This window comes from Pseudomonas brassicacearum subsp. neoaurantiaca (genome assembly GCF_013608025.1).
Classification (GTDB): domain Bacteria; phylum Pseudomonadota; class Gammaproteobacteria; order Pseudomonadales; family Pseudomonadaceae; genus Aquipseudomonas.
Window position 1 is genome coordinate 119,537 of sequence record NZ_VDLV01000010.1, and the last position, 16,790, is coordinate 136,326.

General features: G+C 60.4%; 11 protein-coding genes. 8 read left to right on the plus strand and 3 right to left on the minus strand.

The features are described 5' to 3' along the window. Window positions 1-93 precede the first annotated feature (93 nt). From recC to FHK92_RS07350, 6 genes are all read left to right on the plus strand, one after another. Window positions 94-3,546, plus strand: coding sequence for an exodeoxyribonuclease V subunit gamma (gene recC, locus FHK92_RS07325; RefSeq protein ID WP_181287482.1), 3,453 nt, complete (start codon window positions 94-96; stop codon window positions 3,544-3,546). Next, a complete protein-coding gene (recB, locus tag FHK92_RS07330; protein WP_181287483.1) occupies window positions 3,543-7,232 on the plus strand; it encodes an exodeoxyribonuclease V subunit beta in 3,690 nt (1,229 codons plus the stop codon). The genes recC and recB overlap by 4 nt, the downstream gene beginning before the upstream one ends. Next, complete coding sequence (gene recD / locus FHK92_RS07335; RefSeq protein WP_181287484.1) at window positions 7,229-9,325, plus strand: exodeoxyribonuclease V subunit alpha; 2,097 nt, start codon at window positions 7,229-7,231, stop codon at window positions 9,323-9,325. Before recB ends, recD begins: the two co-directional genes overlap by 4 nt. A gap of 138 nt (window positions 9,326-9,463) precedes the next feature. After that, window positions 9,464-10,036 (plus strand): YfiR family protein, encoded by a 573-nt coding sequence (locus FHK92_RS07340; protein WP_181287485.1) that lies wholly within the window; start codon window positions 9,464-9,466, stop codon window positions 10,034-10,036. Next, a complete protein-coding gene (locus FHK92_RS07345) occupies window positions 10,033-11,301 on the plus strand; it encodes a diguanylate cyclase domain-containing protein (protein ID WP_181287486.1) in 1,269 nt (422 codons plus the stop codon). The genes FHK92_RS07340 and FHK92_RS07345 overlap by 4 nt, the downstream gene beginning before the upstream one ends. Before the next feature lie 4 nt (window positions 11,302-11,305). Next, entirely contained in the window at window positions 11,306-11,809 is a 504-nt protein-coding gene (locus tag FHK92_RS07350) for an OmpA family protein (protein WP_181287487.1), read from the plus strand. On the opposite strand, the gene FHK92_RS07355 is transcribed toward FHK92_RS07350, so the two are convergent. After that, a complete protein-coding gene (locus FHK92_RS07355; protein ID WP_181287488.1) occupies window positions 11,806-12,753 on the minus strand; it encodes a LysR family transcriptional regulator in 948 nt (315 codons plus the stop codon). The genes FHK92_RS07350 and FHK92_RS07355 overlap by 4 nt on opposite strands. A 139-nt stretch (window positions 12,754-12,892) precedes the next feature. On the opposite strand from FHK92_RS07355, the gene FHK92_RS07360 reads away from it, so the two are divergent. Both FHK92_RS07360 and mmsB read left to right on the plus strand, forming a co-directional pair. Then, a complete protein-coding gene (locus FHK92_RS07360; RefSeq protein ID WP_181287489.1) occupies window positions 12,893-14,419 on the plus strand; it encodes a CoA-acylating methylmalonate-semialdehyde dehydrogenase in 1,527 nt (508 codons plus the stop codon). 10 nt (window positions 14,420-14,429) lie between these two features. Next, window positions 14,430-15,317, plus strand: a complete 888-nt coding sequence (gene mmsB / locus FHK92_RS07365; protein WP_181287490.1) for a 3-hydroxyisobutyrate dehydrogenase — start codon at window positions 14,430-14,432, stop codon at window positions 15,315-15,317. Window positions 15,318-15,455: 138 nt separating this feature from the next. On the opposite strand, the gene FHK92_RS07370 is transcribed toward mmsB, so the two are convergent. Then, window positions 15,456-15,800: a cupin domain-containing protein gene (locus tag FHK92_RS07370; protein ID WP_003177747.1), complete on the minus strand. Its 345-nt coding sequence runs from the start codon at window positions 15,798-15,800 to the stop codon at window positions 15,456-15,458. 99 nt (window positions 15,801-15,899) lie between these two features. Then, window positions 15,900-16,781 carry a LysR substrate-binding domain-containing protein gene (locus tag FHK92_RS07375; protein WP_181287491.1) on the minus strand — a complete coding sequence of 294 codons (882 nt, stop codon included), beginning with the start codon at window positions 16,779-16,781 and terminating at the stop codon, window positions 15,900-15,902. Window positions 16,782-16,790 lie beyond the last annotated feature (9 nt).

Consider the following 16,790-nt stretch of genomic DNA (forward strand, 5'->3'; position numbering starts at 1 on the left):
TCTTACGACAAACGCAGACAGCTCCCGGCTGTCACAGTCCCCCGACAATGCTAAGGTTCTGCCCTAGCTTTTGCATTTTCAAGGATGCCTTTGATGCCGGACGCAACGTCCCTTAGCCCAGCTTTCATGGTGGTTCACGGGAATCGCCTTGATGAATTGCGCAGCCTGGTGATCAGCCTGATGCGGCGTTACCCGCTGGCCCCTCTTGAAAATGAAATCGCGCTGGTACAAAGCAACGGTATCGCCCAATGGCTTAAGCTCGCGCTGGCTGAGGACCCGGAAGACGACGATAGCGGCGGTTGCGGCATTGCGGCAGCCATTGATGTGCAGTTGCCAGGTAGCTTCATGTGGCAACTCTATCGAATGGTGCTCGGGCGTGACGAAATCCCTGCCAAATCCCTTTTGGACAAGGCCCCGCTCACATGGCGGTTGATGCGTCTCCTGCCGCAGTTGATCGAACAGCCTCATTTCGAACCCCTGCGACGTTTTCTCACTCATGACGCTGACTTGCGCAAGCGGTACCAACTGTCTGAGCGTCTGGCTGATCTGTTTGACCAGTATCAGGTCTACCGTGCCGACTGGCTTGAAGACTGGGCACAGGGGCGACACCAGACGAGAACCGTCCGCGGTGAAATCAAGCCGCTCGCGGCGGCCAATTGCTGGCAAGCGGAGTTGTGGCGAGCCCTGTTGGTGGATGTAGGGGAGAAGGGCATGGCCCAAAGCCGTGCCGGTGTTCATCAGCGCTATCTGGAGTGCATCAACAGCCTGGAAGCCGCTCCACAAGGCTTGCCTGCGAGAGTAATCGTCTTTGGCATATCGTCATTGCCCGCCCAAGTCCTCGAGGCTCTTGCCGGGCTCTCACGGTTTAGCCAGGTTTTGCTGTGTGTCCACAATCCATGCCGACATCATTGGGCAGATATCGTGGCGGACAAGGACCTGCTGCGCCACCAATACAAACGGCAGGCACGCAAGCGCGGCATGCCCGAAGTCCTCGACTCGCAAACGTTGCATCAACATGCTCACCCTTTATTGGCTGCCTGGGGAAAACAGGGGCGCGACTATATCAATCTGCTCGACAGTTACGATGACCCCACGACCTATCGCTCGGTGTTCCGCGAAGGGCGAATCGATCTGTTCAGCGACGGCCAACCCGCCACCCTCCTCAGCCAGTTGCAGAATGACATTCTTGAATTGCGTCCCTTGGACGAAACTCGAGAGCAGTGGCCGGCGGTCGATACCCAGGAAGATGAGTCCATCCGCTTCCATATCGCCCACAGCGCGCAACGCGAAGTCGAGATCCTCCATGATCAGCTCCTTGCTCAGTTCAGTAAGGATCCGACCTTGCGCCCCCGCGACATCATCGTCATGGTTCCGGATATCGACAGTTATGCGCCGCATATTCGTGCGGTGTTCGGTCAACTTGATAAATTCGACGCTCGTTTCATTCCATTCACCCTGACCGACCAAGGCCAGCGGGGACGTGACCCGCTTCTGATCGCAGTGGAACATCTGCTCAAGCTTCCTGATAGTCGCTTTCCAGTGAGCGAGATCCTTGATCTGCTGGACGTCCCGGCGTTGCGCGAGCGGTTTGGCATTGGCGAGTCCGATTTGCCAACGCTGCACCGTTGGATCGAGGGGGCCGGCATCCGTTGGGGAATGAGTGCCGAACATCGTGCCGGGCTGGGTTTGCCAGCAGAGCTTGAACAGAACAGCTGGCGTTTCGGCCTGCGTCGCATGTTATTAGGGTATGCGGTCGGCAATTCGCAGGCTTACGAAGGCATCGAGCCGTATGACGAAATCGGCGGTCTCGATGCGGCGTTGATCGGTCCTCTGGTGGCGTTGCTGGATGCCTTGGAAGTCGCTCATCAGGAGCTCAGCCAGCCAGCATCGCCTCAGGATTGGGGCGCGCGCCTGCATGACCTGATGCAGCTGTTCTTCTTGGCGAGTAATGAACACGACGATTATCTGCTGACCCAGCTCGAAGACCTGCGTGAGACCTGGCTGGAAACCTGCGAGTCGGTTGCCCTGCACGATGAGCTGCCATTGACGGTTGTAAGGGAGGCCTGGCTGGCCGGGTTGGACCAGGGGCGATTGTCCCAGCGATTCCTCGCTGGTGCGGTCAACTTTTGTACCTTGATGCCGATGCGAGCGATCCCCTTCAAGCTGGTCTGTTTGCTGGGAATGAATGACGGTGATTACCCTCGAGCCCAACCGCCGTTGGACTTCGACCTGATGGGCAGCGATTATCGGCCTGGCGATCGCTCTCGGCGCGAGGATGATCGGTACTTGATGCTGGAGGCGCTTCTTTCAGCACGGGAAAAACTTTACATCAGTTGGGTGGGACGCAGCATTCGTGACAATAGCGAACGACCGCCATCCGTTCTCGTCGGCCAGCTACGCGATCATCTTGCCAGTGGCTGGCGGTTGGCGGATGACAAGGGAAGCCTTCTTGACGCACTCACCCAGGCGCATCCTCTACAACCGTTCAGTGCTCGCTATTTTTACCAGGACGATCAGCTATTCAGTTATGCCAGCGAATGGCGAGTGATTCATGAGTCCCAAGATCACACGCAGATGCCTCAGCGATTGGCCCCTTATGTTCAGGAAGAACCCTTGGGACTTGGTCAGTTGCAGGATTTCCTGCGCAATCCTGTCCGTCATTTTTTCAGCCAGCGACTCAAGGTGTTTTTCGAGAGCATCGAAGCTCCCTTGGCGGATGATGAGCCTTTCGTGCTTGATGCGCTGCAGCGTTACAGCTTGAGTGACAGCCTGCTCGAAGCCGCGCTCATTCGTCTCGACCAACCTGATCTTGCATTGCAGGCGCATGCCAAACGGCTCCAGAACAGTGGCCTGTTACCCATGGCTGGTTTTGGTGAAAGCATGCAGCGTGAGTTGATCGAGCCATTGCCTGACTTGCTCCAACGTTACCAGCAGCTTTTGGCGTTGTGGCCGAATCCGCTGACAAGCGCCGTACCCATCAATCTGCAATTGGACGATGTGAGTGTCGAAGGTTGGCTCAGTGGTCTGCACCAGCGATCTGATGGTGCGGTCTTGGCGATTACCGCCATCCCCAACAGCATCGGCTCCACCAAGACTCGGAAATGGCATCGCCTGATACGACCTTGGGTAAATCATCTTGTGGCGTGCGCCAACGGACTTTCGATGACAACCGCATTGGTCGCCAGTGATGACAGCTTGCTGTTGGCGCCGTTTGAAGAAGCTGTTGCGCGAAGACTGCTCGGTGATCTGTTGCAAGCCTGGCAGACAGGCATGCGTGAGCCGCTGCCGATCGCGGTGAAGACTGCCTTTGCCTGGCTCGGTCAGAGCGATCCCGGAAAGGCCGAAGCGGCGGCTCGAAAAGCCTATGAAGGCGACGGTCTGAATTTCGAAGGCGAGCGGCGGGAAAGCCCGGCCCTGGCTCGACAGTTCGCTGACTTCGACGCGCTCACTGCAGACGAAACATTTCCCGACTGGTGCGATGCGCTTTATCGTCCGTTATTCGAAGCGTCCTGGCGTTCACTGGTCGATGAGGACGTGCGTTCATGAGTCGGCAAACTCCGTTGGCCCTGGCCTTCCCACTGCGTGGCAGTCAGTTGATCGAGGCCAGCGCCGGTACTGGCAAGACCTTCACCATTTCGGCTTTGTACTTGCGCCTGGTATTGGGTCACGGTGGATCGGCGGCCGGTTTTGGTCGCGAACTGCTTCCTCCACAGATCCTGGTGGTGACCTTTACCGATGCCGCCACCAAGGAGTTGCGCGACCGTATCCGTACGCGCCTGGCAGAGGCGGCGCGTTTTTTTCGCGACGAAATTCCTGCTCCAGACTCGTTGGTAACAGCGTTGCGTGACGAGTTTGACGAAGGGCAATGGCCTGCCTGTGCCAACCGACTCGATATCGCAGCGCAATGGATGGATGAGGCGGCTGTTTCGACGATCCATGGCTGGTGCCAGCGCATGTTGCGCGAGCATGCCTTTGACAGTGGAAGCTTGTTTACCCAGACCCTGGAAACCGATCACAGCGAACTGCTCGGCGAGGTGCTGCGCGACTATTGGCGGCTGTTCTGCTATTCGATGCAAGGCGAGGCGTTGGATTGGGTGCGTACCCACTGGGGTGGGCCTGCGGCATTGTTGCCGCGAGTAAAAGGCCTGTTTTCCAACGGGCGTGGCAATGATGATGGGCTTGAGCCCGCGGAGCTTATCGCCGCATCCCTGCAAGAGCGCAGCGCCGCCCTGCTTGATCTCAAGGCGCCGTGGCGTCAGTGGGCGGTGGAGTTGCTGGAGATATGCCAGCAAGGTGTTGCCAATAAAAGTGTCGACGGGCGCAAGATGCAAGCCCGCTATTTTGAACCGTGGTTCCAGAAGATCACGGCCTGGGTAGAGGATGAAAGCGTTGAGCTTTTGGACATCGGCACGGGATTCACGCGGTTGACACCAGAGGGGATGGCCGAAGCCTGGAAGGGCGAAGTGCCAAATCACCCCGGCCTGGACGCGATGTCAGGTCTCAAGGCCGGCCTGGACGCGTTGCCGACACCCGATGCAGCGGTGTTGCAGCATGCCGCGCAATGGGTAGGGGAGCGCTTCGAGGCGGAAAAGCGTCGCCGAGCGGAAATGGGCTTCGACGATATGTTGTTGCGTCTGGACGCGGCGCTGCAGGCTGAAGGCGGGGAACGTCTGGCGAGTGTGATTCGTGAGCAGTTTCCGGTCGCTCTGATCGATGAGTTCCAGGACACCGACCCGGTCCAGTACCGGATATTCGAAAGTATTTATCGCATCAAGGACAACGATCCCGAAACAGGGCTGTTCCTGATCGGCGACCCGAAACAGGCCATTTATGCTTTCCGGGGGGCCGACATTTATACCTACCTGCGCGCCCGGGAAGCCACTGCCGGCAGGCTGCATACGCTGGGAACGAACTTCCGTTCCAGCCATGCCATGGTCGGCGCCGTGAACCATATTTTCCAGAACGCGGAAACCCGTCCAAAAGGGCGCGGGGCTTTCCTGTTCCGAGAACCCTCGGGGGAAAATCCGGTACCGTTCCTCGCGGTGGGATCCCAAGGACGAAAGGAATCCTTGCTGATCGCAGGACAAACCGTCCCCGCATTGAATGTCTGGCACCTGGCGTCGGACCAACCACTCTCTGGCGCAATGTATCGGCAACACATGGCTGCTACCTGCGCCACTGAGATCACGGCGCTGCTCAACGGCGGCCAATCGGGGCGTGATGGGTTTGTCATTGATGGGGAAGTGGTGCGTGGGCTGCTGCCGGCGGATATCGCCATTCTGGTTCGCGATGGCAAGGAAGCGCAGGCCGTGCGCGGCGAGTTGTCTGCACGAGGCGTACGTAGCGTCTACCTGTCCGACAAGGATTCGGTGTTTGCCGCGCAAGAAGCACGGGACTTGCTGACTTGGCTGAAGGCATGCGCCGAGCCGGATGACGAACGCCCATTGCGAGCGGCACTGGCCAGTATCACATTGAATTTGCCGCTGACGGAGCTGGAGCGCCTGAATCAGGATGAGCTGGCATGGGAAAGTCGCGTCATGCAGTTTCGTGGGTATCGGCAGGTCTGGCGTACCCAGGGTGTGCTGCCGATGTTGCGGCGCCTGCTGCACGATTTCAAATTGCCCCAGGCCTTGATGACGCGGAACGACGGGGAGCGGGTGCTGACCAATTTGCTGCATCTATGCGAACTGTTGCAGCAGGCTGCCGTCGAGCTGGATGGCGAGCAGGCACTGATTCGGTATCTATCCGAGCATCTGGCGTTGACCGGGCAGGCCGGAGAAGAACAGATCCTGCGCCTGGAAAGCGATGAGCAGTTGGTCAAGGTGGTGACGATTCACAAGTCCAAGGGACTCGAATATCCGTTGGTCTTCCTGCCGTTCATTTGCTCGACGAAACCGGTGGACGGCAGCCGATTGCCTTTGCATTACCACGACGAAGCCCGCCAGGCGCAAATCAGTCTCACGCCTACCCCCGAATTGATCGCCAAGGCCGATGATGAACGCCTGGCCGAAGACCTGCGCCTCCTGTATGTGGCGCTGACTCGCGCCCAGCATGCCTGCTGGCTGGGTGTCGCCGATCTCAAGCGTGGCAGCAACAGCCGCTCGATCCTGCACCTGTCAGCGCTGGGTTATCTATTGAGCGGTGGCGCACCGCTCACGGAGTCGGTGGCGTTGCGGCAATGGCTGGAAGATTTGCAACAAGGCAGCCAAGCGGTGAGCTGCCAGGAGATGCCCCAGGCCAACGATGACCACTACCGGCCTGCCCAAAACGAAGCGGTGTTGCGCGCACCTTTGTTGCCGGCACGCAAAGCCAGCGAGAATTGGTGGATCGCTTCCTACAGCGCATTGCGCCTGGGCGAAACGCTTAGCGCGGGCGGTGACACCGCACCGGAAAATCCACAGGCGCAGAAACAGTTCGATGACGAGCGTCTTGACCCGGATGCCCCCAGGGAAGTGGTTGCCGTCGGCGGCGACATCCATCGCTTTCCACGTGGCCCGAACCCGGGCACGTTCCTGCACGGTCTTCTGGAATGGTCGGCCAGGGAAGGATTTACCACCACACCAGCGGTAATCGAGGATGCTATTGCCCGACGTTGCAACCGCCGAGGCTGGAAAGGCTGGATCACCACGCTAGGCGACTGGTTGCAGCACCTGATTACAACACCCTTGCATATCGGTGGCGGCCAGGCTCCGGTGTTGTTGACGCACCTGACTCGGTTCCAGGTCGAAATGGAGTTCTGGTTCGCCAGTCACAAAGTCGATGTGCTCAAGCTTGACGAACTCGTCTGCCGATTCACCCATGGCGGCGTGGCTCGTATCGCGGCGGAGCCGGTGTTGCTCAACGGCATGTTCAAGGGTTTCATCGACTTGACCTTCGAACATGACGGTCGGTACTACGTGGCTGATTACAAGTCCAACTGGCTGGGGGCTGATGACACGGCCTACACCGTGCAGGCGATGGAACAATCGATCCTGGATAATCGCTACGACTTGCAATACGTCCTGTACCTGTTGGCACTGCATCGCCAGCTCAAGGCGCGCTTGCCCGATTATGACTACGACCGGCATGTCGGCGGAGCGCTGTATATATTCTTGCGTGGTACGCGCGCAGCCAGCCAAGGCGTGTATTTCACCAAGCCCCCACGAGCGTTGATCGAACAACTCGATCGCCTGTTCCAAGGGGCACCCGAACCCAAGGCCGAACCGGCGTGGGTACAGGGAGAGCTGTTATGAGTCGTTCTTTTGCCGATCTGCTCCCCAAACCGTCCGAAGACGAGAGCCTGGCCAACCTTGCGCCGCTGAGTCAGGCGAGTGATCTGTTGCTGCTGCTCACGCGTTGGGTGGAGCGCGGCTGGCTTCGAGCCTTGGACAAGGCGTTCGTCGCATTCCTCCATGAGCTGGAGCCCAACGATGATCCGCTGGTACTGCTCGCCGCGGCTCTGACCAGCCATCAACTGGGTCATGGGCACGTCTGCCTGGATCTTTTCGAGACACTCAGCGAGCCGGATTTCGCATTGTCGCTTCCTCCCGAGGGCGACGTTCAGACAGGCGCAACGTTGTTGCCGTCGCAGATATTGCAAGCGCTGGACGCTGCCCATTGGTGCAAGGTCCTGGCATCCAGCCGCCTGGTGGCCCTGGCGGTCGACATGACTGAAGAGGCGCAGCAGCGGCCGTTGGTACTGTCGGGCAAACGCCTCTATCTGCGCCGTTACTGGGCCTATGAACGGCGGATCGATGAAGCGTTGCGTCAACGGCTGGCCGATCATGGCGCAGCGCCCGATGACCTGCGCGAACGCCTTGCGGGATTGTTCGGAGTGGCCAGCGCCACAGGTCCGATCGACTGGCAGAAGCTGGCCTGCGCGCTGGCGACCCGGAGCGCCTTCAGCATCGTGACTGGCGGCCCGGGCACCGGCAAGACCACCACGGTGGTGCGCCTGCTTGCCTTGTTGCAGGCGCCGGCTGTCGAGGCTGGGAAACCGCTGCGTATTCGCCTGGCCGCGCCCACGGGCAAGGCAGCGGCGCGCTTGACCGAGTCCATCAGCCAGCAGGTCCGGACGCTGGATGTGACCGATGGCGTACGCGAGCGCATTCCCTGCGATGTCACCACCGTCCATCGTTTGCTGGGCAGCCGCCCCGGCACTCGGCATTTTCGCCATCATCGGGGCAATCGCTTGCCACTGGATGTGCTGGTGGTTGATGAAGCGTCGATGATCGACCTGGAAATGATGGCGAATTTGCTGGATGCACTGCCGCCTCATGCGCGGCTGGTGCTGCTGGGAGACAAGGACCAGTTGGCGTCGGTCGAGGCTGGCGCCGTGCTGGGGGATCTATGTCGGGATGCCGAGGAGGGCTGGTATAGCCCGCAGACCCTGGCTTGGCTCGAGTCCGTCAGCGGCGAGAACCTGGCGGCCAGCGACCTGAAGCAGGACCTCGAGGGGGCTCATCCCCTGGCCCAGCAAGTCGTCATGCTCAGGCATTCCCGGCGCTTTGGCGAAGGCAGCGGCATTGGGCAATTGGCCCGCAGCGTGAATCAGCAGCAGCCGGAGAAAGCCCGTCAGCTACTGCGGGGTGGTCAATATGCGGACCTGTTTTCCCTTGCGCTCAAAAGCGAGCATGACGGAGTGCTGGAGCGCTTTCTGCTCGATGGCCAAGCAGATGGCCCGCAAGGGTATCGGCATTACCTGAACCTGTTGCGGCAACGGCGCCCGGACATTTCTCGTCCATTGGAAGACAGTTGCTGGACGGATTGGGCCAGGGATGTCCTGGCGGCATTCGATGAGTTCCAGTTGCTCTGTGCCGTGCGCAAAGGCCCGTGGGGTGTCGAGGGGCTGAATCAGCGGATCACGGCTGCGTTGCTCAAGGCTCGTTTGATCGACAACGATCACCTCTGGTACGAGGGGCGTCCGGTACTGATGACTCGCAACGACTACGGGCTCGGGTTGATGAACGGCGATATTGGCATCGCCCTCAAGCTGCCTGAGCGTGAAGGGCCTGAGGCGGGCAGGCAGGTGTTGAGAGTCGCCTTCCCTCGCAACGATGGCCAAGGTGGCGTGCGTTTTGTCCTCCCCAGTCGCCTGAATGATGTGGAAACGGTGTACGCCATGACGGTGCACAAATCCCAAGGCTCGGAGTTCACCCACACGGCGCTCATCCTTCCCGATGCGTTGAACCCTGTGTTGACCAAGGAACTGGTATACACGGCGATTACCCGGGGCAAGCAATGGTTCAGTCTCATAGAACCGAGGGCCGGGGTATTCGAGGAGGCCGTGCGCCGCAAGGTCAAGCGCCTGAGCGGGTTGATGTTGGAATGGGAGCAGAGTGGCTGATCGATCAGCTTTCACCTTTGATGCTTCGATCGCGGTTCCGCCTGTTTTTTGTCGAAAAGCGCCGCAAGGCACTGGTCTCGCTGGCTTTTTGACACTGTGTTATCGTTTCGGCTCTTATCTAACCAGGGATCATCCAGGATGGTGGCAGTTCGGGGGGCAGCGTGCAGCAAGGACTGGAAGCCTCATGTGCTGGCCGGCTTCCTGTGGCTGCTGTCATTCGTGGTGGTCGCCCAAGAACAGGCAATCCCCGACCGCGCCGACCAGCGCGCCGAAGCGGTCACCCAGGTTGTGCTGGGTATCCTCAGCTATGCCCGTTGGCCTGTGGAGCCGACACAATTACAGCTCTGCATCGTCGGTCCGACTCAATACACCGATGTGCTTGTCAAAGGTACGACCCAGGCCACGGGCCGACCGGTGTCCGTACAACGGGTGCTGGCAGATCATCCTGGCATCGCCGATGACTGCAACGCCGTCTACATTGGCAGGCTGACCAATGATGAACGCTCACGCCTGTTCACTTCATTGATAGGCAAACCTGTGTTGAGCATCAGCGAAGGGGGCGATCAATGCACCGTAGGCAGTCTGTTCTGCTTGCGGGTAGGCGATGAGCAAGTGTCGTTCGAGGTCAACCTTGATTCGGTGGCGCGCAGTGGCGTGCGAATTCATCCGAGCGTTCTCCAGCTTTCACGTCGCAGGCCGGTCGCCCCATGAGTTCGTCAAAACTACGAACTCGTCCCACGTTGGGCTCGGTCATCGGTCGCGGCCATCTGATCGTCGCGCTGGTGGCGATCACCATGGCCAGTGTTTCCCTGACGCTGCTCGGCGTGCTCGCCTTGCGGGTCTACGCCGATCACAACCTGCATTTGATCGCCCGTTCAATCAATTACACCGTGGAAGCCGCCGTGGTGTTTGATGACGCGGCCGCCGCCACGGAAGCGCTGGCGCTGATTGCCGCCACCGAAGAAGTCGCCGATGCACAGATATTCAATGAGCACGGTCGGCTTTTGGCTCATTGGCAGCGACCCGACACCGGTCTCTTGTCGGGGCTGGAATTGCATATCGCGAAGGCATTCCTGGAAAAACCTATCAGCCTTCCCATCGTCCACCAAGGGCAGAACATCGGTAGGATCTTGCTGGCGGGACATGGCGGAAGCCTGTTGCGCTTTTTGCTCAGCGGTTTGGCGGGCATTGTTTTATGTACGGCGATAAGCGCCTGGGTCGCGCTGTATCTGGCGAGACGCCAGTTGCGGTCGATTACCGGGCCGCTGCGCAGCCTGGCTGAAGTGGCTCACGCCGCGCGTTGCGAGCGCGCCCTGGATCGCCGCGTGCCGCCGGCCGATATTGCTGAACTGGACAACCTGGGCAACGACTTCAACGCTTTGCTTGCCGAACTGGAATCCTGGCAGACCCATCTGCAAAGTGAAAACGAATCGTTGGCTCACCAGGCCAGCCATGACAGCCTGACCGGATTGCCTAACCGGGCATTTTTCGAAGGTCGATTGATCCGCGCATTGCGCAATGCCAGTAAGCTCGACGAGCAGGTGGCCGTCCTGTACCTGGACAGCGACCGCTTCAAGGGCATCAATGACAACTTCGGTCACGCTGCCGGCGACGCGGTGCTGACTGCCGTGGCGACCCGGGTCCGTGCGCAGTTGCGAGAGAATGACCTGGTCGCGCGTCTGGGGGGCGATGAGTTTGCCGTGCTGCTGACGCCGCTGCACAAGGTCGAGGATGCCGAGCGGATCGCTGAAAAAATCATTGCCAGCATGGATATGCCGATTCAGTTGCCCGGCAATGCCTCGGTCCTGACGTCCCTCAGTGTCGGTATCGCGGTTTTCCCCGAACATGGCGCCACGCCGGGCGCCTTGCTGAGTGCCGCCGATGCGGCGATGTACCAGGCCAAACGCCTCGCCCGAGGCGGCCAACACACGGCGGGGTCGGAGCACCCGGTCGCGGATCTTCAAACCAGGAGCTGATTGCATGCGTTCAAATGCTCGTTTCCCCCTGCTGCGATTCGCAGCATTTTTATTGCTCGCCTTTTTTACCCTCTCGGGATGCCAGACGGCGCCGCAGAAGGGCCTGTCCCCTGCGCAAATCGCCGTGCTCAAGGAACAGGGATTCAAGCTGACGGAGGAGGGCTGGGCCTTCGGTCTCTCCGGCAAAGTGCTGTTTGGCAGTGACGTGGAAAGCCTCAACCCGGCCAGTACCGAAATTGTCGAGCGGATCGGCAAGGCACTGCTGGGCGCGGGTATCGAGCGAGTACGTGTCGACGGTCATACCGACGCATCAGGCTCCCAAGCCTATAACGAACAACTGTCGATACGCCGGGCCAACAGCGTTGGCAAGGTCCTGACAGGCGTGGGCATGCGCGAAGAGAACGTCCAGCTGCGCGGCCTGGGCAGTAGCCAACCTGTCGCGTCCAACGACACGGCCAGCGGCCGCACCGAGAACCGTCGCGTTGCCATCGTGGTCATTGCCGACTAATCGGCGAACACCATCTCCCGGCTGTCGCCCATCAGCAATGGCCGGTTCTGTTCAGTCACCTCGCGAATGTAATCCCACAACAATGTAATCCGCTTGAGCTTGCGCAGGTCTTCCCGGCAGTACATCCAGAACTGCCGGGTGACCGTGATTTCCTCCGGCAGCACTGGCAACAGGCGTGGGTCCTGGGCCGCGAGGAAGCACGGCAGGATCGCCAGCGAGCGGCCTTGCTGCGCCGCGACGAATTGCGCGATCACGCTGGTGCTGCGCAGATGGGCATGCGCGCCAGGCAGGACGTTGGCCAGGTACAGCAGCTCGGAACTGAATGCCAGATCGTCCACATAGCTGATAAACGAATGCTTGCCCAAGTCTGCCGGACGGTGGATGGGCGGGTGGTTGTCCAGGTATTGCTGGGTGGCGTAGAGCTGCAGGCGGTAGTCGCACAGCTTGCAGCATACGTATGGGCCGTGTTCCGGGCGTTCGAGGGCGATGACGATATCGGCTTCGCGCTTGGAGAGGCTGATGAAGTGCGGCAGCGGCAGGATGTCCACGGAAATGGCCGGGTAGGCGTCGACGAAATGGCTCAGTTGCGGCGTGATGAAAAAACTGCCGAAGCCTTCTGTGCAGCCCATGCGCACATGGCCGGACAGCGCGACGCCGGAGCCTGAAACCTGTTCGCAAGCCATGTGCAGCGTGCTTTCGATCGATTCGGCGTAGCCCAGCAATCGCTGGCCTTCGGCCGTCAGGACAAAACCGTTGGTCCGGGATTTTTCGAACAGCAGCGTGCCCAACGAAGCTTCCAGCGAGCTGATGCGTCGCGACACCGTGGTGTAGTCGACGGCCAGGCGCTTGGCGGCCGTGCTGGCCTTGCGGGTACGGGCCACTTCGAGGAAAAACTTGAGGTCATCCCAATTCAGCGACCCCAGGGAGGTGATGTTTTTTTGCATGATGGACCGGACTTTATGTGCGTTCTTATTAGAAGTTTGCACATCTATACTCCAAAAACCGTCTTCTCACCAAGGTGTCTGTTCACCTTGGTCGTTGCTGAACCAGCGCTCTCTTATAAGAACAATCCCGGAGGCCAGCATGAACGTTTCCCTTACACCCAGCGACACTGCCCTGCAAACCGTCAGACTGTTGATCGATGGCGAGTGGGTTGAATCCCAATCCAACGAATGGCACGACATCGTCAATCCGGCCACCCAGCAGGTATTGGCGAAGGTTCCGTTTGCCACGGCCTCGGAAGTCGATGCCGCCATCGCCGCTGCCCAGCGTGCTTTCCAGACCTGGAAACTGACGCCCATCGGTGCGCGCATGCGCATCATGCTCAAGCTCCAAGCCTTGATTCGCGAGCATTCCAAGCGCATCGCCGCGGTGCTCAGCGCCGAGCAAGGCAAGACCATCGCCGATGCCGAGGGTGATATTTTCCGTGGCCTGGAAGTGGTCGAGCACGCCTGTTCCATCGGCACGCTGCAGATGGGCGAGTTTGCCGAGAACGTCGCCGGGGGCGTGGATACCTACACGCTGCGCCAACCGATCGGGGTCTGCGCGGGCATTACGCCATTCAACTTCCCGGCGATGATTCCGCTGTGGATGTTCCCGATGGCCATCGCTTGCGGCAATACCTTTGTGCTCAAGCCATCGGAACAGGATCCGTTGTCGACCATGCTCCTGGTGGAGCTGGCCATCGAGGCCGGCGTACCGGCGGGCGTGCTCAACGTGGTGCACGGCGGCAAGGATGTGGTGGATGCGCTCTGCACGCACAAGGACATCAAGGCCGTTTCCTTTGTCGGTTCGACGGCGGTCGGCACTCATGTCTATGACTTGGCGGGCCGCCATGGCAAGCGCGTGCAGTCGATGATGGGCGCCAAGAACCATGCAGTGGTGTTGCCCGATGCCAATCGTGAACAAACCCTCAACGCCTTGGTTGGCGCCGGTTTCGGCGCGGCGGGCCAGCGTTGCATGGCTACCTCCGTGGTGGTGATGGTGGGCGCGGCCAAGCAATGGTTGCCGGAGCTCAAGGCCTTGGCGCAGAAACTCAAGGTCAACGCCGGCAGCGAGCCGGGAACTGATGTCGGCCCGGTGATTTCCAAGCGTGCCAAGGCGCGAATCCTTGAGTTGATCGAAAGCGGCGTGCAGCAAGGCGCGAAGCTGGAACTCGATGGCCGTGGCATCAGCGTGCCAGGCTTCGAACAAGGCAATTTTGTCGGCCCGACTCTGTTTTCCGGCGTGACGACCGACATGCGCATCTACACCGAAGAGATCTTCGGCCCGGTGCTGGTGGTGCTGGAAGTCGATACCCTCGACCAGGCCATCGCCTTGGTCAACGCCAACCCATTCGGCAACGGCACTGGCCTGTTCACCCAGAGCGGTGCGGCGGCGCGCAAATTCCAGAGCGAAATCGACGTCGGGCAGGTGGGCATCAACATCCCGATCCCGGTGCCGGTACCGTTCTTCAGTTTTACCGGTTCCCGTGGTTCGAAACTCGGCGACCTCGGTCCTTACGGCAAACAAGTGGTGCAGTTCTACACTCAGACCAAGACCGTGACCGCGCGCTGGTTCGATGACGACAGCGTCAATGACGGTGTGAACACCACCATCAATCTGCGTTGAGGAGCCGGACATGAATATTGCATTTATCGGCCTGGGCAACATGGGCGCACCCATGGCGCGCAACTTGCTCAAGACCGGCCACTCGCTGAACCTGTTCGACTTGAACCAGGCGGTGCTGGCTGAGCTGGCGGCGCTGGGCGGCACCATCAGTGCCTCGCCGCGCGACGCGGCCCAGGGCGCGTCGATGGTGATAACCATGCTGCCAGCCGCCGCCCATGTGCGCAGCGTCTGGCTGGGTGAGGACGGTGTGCTTGCCGGCATCGCCGCCGGTACGCCGGCTGTGGATTGCAGCACCATCGATCCCCAGACTGCCCGCGACGTAGCGGCTGCTGCGGCGAAGCAAGGCGTGGCCATGGCTGATGCGCCTGTCTCGGGCGGTACCGGCGGCGCGGCGGCGGGCACGCTGACTTTCATGGTTGGCGCTACGGACGAGCTGTTCGCCACCCTTCAGCCGGTGCTGGCGCAAATGGGCCGCAACATCGTGCATTGCGGCGAAGTCGGCACCGGGCAGATTGCCAAGATTTGCAACAACCTGCTGCTGGGGATTTCCATGGTGGGTGTCAGCGAAGCCATGGCGCTGGGCGATGCCTTGGGGATCGACACTCAGGTATTGGCCGGCATCATCAACAGTTCGACCGGGCGATGCTGGAGCTCTGATACCTACAACCCGTGGCCTGGCGTGATCGAAACGGCGCCGGCATCCCGTGGTTATACCGGCGGTTTCGGTGCGGACTTGATGCTCAAGGACCTGGGCCTGGCCACCGAAGCGGCGCGTCAGGCTCGTCAGCCGGTGATATTGGGGGCAGTGGCGCAGCAGCTGTATCAGGCGATGAGCCAGCGGGGCGAGGGCGGCAAGGACTTTTCGGCGATTGTGAACAGCTATCGCAAGCCGCAGTAAACCTGTGGTATCGAGAGGCTTTTGTGGCGAGGGAGCTTGCTCCCGCTGGGCTGCGTAGCAGCCCTGTTTGTTGGCGGTTGCTGCGCAACCGAGCGGGAGCCAGCTCCCTCGCCACAGGTGGTCTCTCGGTTTTTTGTTTCAGGCAAACACGAAATATTTGCGCACGGTCTCGACCACTTCCCAAGTACCTTTCATGCCCGGCTCGACGACGAAAATATCACCGGCGCGCAGATGGATCGGCGCCATGCCGTCCGGGGTGATTACGCAGTAACCTTCCTGAAAATGGCAGTATTCCCACTTCACGTAATCCACACGCCATTTGCCCGGCGTGCAGATCCAGGTGCCCATGATCTTGCTGCCGTCTTCGCTGGTGTAGGCGTTGAGGTTGACGGTGTGCGGGTCGCCTTCAAGCTTTTCCCATTTGCAGGCGTCGAGTACGGGCAGCGGGTGGGTGTCGCGCAGGACGGTGATGGGTGCGGTCATGTGAGCTCCGAAAAAGGGGCAAGAAAGAAACTGCACCCTAGCGCGGAGCAAGGCCGGGCAGATGCCTGTGCTCGACACCGGGCTGTCCAGAAGCGCGCATCACTCGGCCAGATGCCGGGCCAGGGCTTTGGCATAGGCAGGCAGACCTTCGAAATTGCGGGCGCAGAGCAGCAATGCCCGATGGGCCCATGCCTCTTGCAGCGGGACACAGTGATACCCAGGCTCGGGCGGGCGCCGGTCAATGGCCGCCTTCGGCACGATGGCGATGCCCGCACCGTGCGCGACCATGCGAATCACCCCGTCGAAACCATCGGCGCGAATGCGGATTTGCATGCGTGAGCCGATGTGCAGGGCCTGTTCTTCCAAGTGGATCGCCAGGGCACTGGAGGCGTTCAGGCCGACGTAGTCGTGGCTCAGGGTTTCGCTGAAACGCACGGCTCGGTCGTCAGCCAGTGGATGTCCGGTCGGTAGGATCAATACCAGCGGGTCGTCGCGAAAAGGCCAGGCCTGAAGGCCGGCGGTGTCCACGGCGTCGGAAATGATCCCGAGATCCGCCGCGCCTTGGCGCAGGGCATGGGTGATGCGTGAACTGGGCAATTCCTGCAAGTCGATATCGAGGTTCGGATGGGCCTTGAGAAAATCGGCCAGTGGTTCCGGCAGGTATTCGGTCATGGCGCTGGTGTTGCACAACAACCGCACCCGGCCTTTGACGCCTCTGGCGTATTCGGCCAGGTCTTGTTGCAGGTGTTCGGTGTGTTGCAAAAGGACTCGGGCGTGCTGGGCCAAGGCTTTGCCGGCCGGTGTCGGGGTGACGCCGCGTCGCCCGCGTTCGAGCAAGTCGATACCCAGGGACGCTTCCATGGCGCGGACTCGAGCGCTGGCCGCTGCCAGGGACAAATGGCTGCAAGCCGCACCGGCGGTGATGTTGCCAGCGTCGAGGATATTCAGGTAGAGGCGCAGGTCGGTGAGGTCGAAGTGCATGAGGCAGGG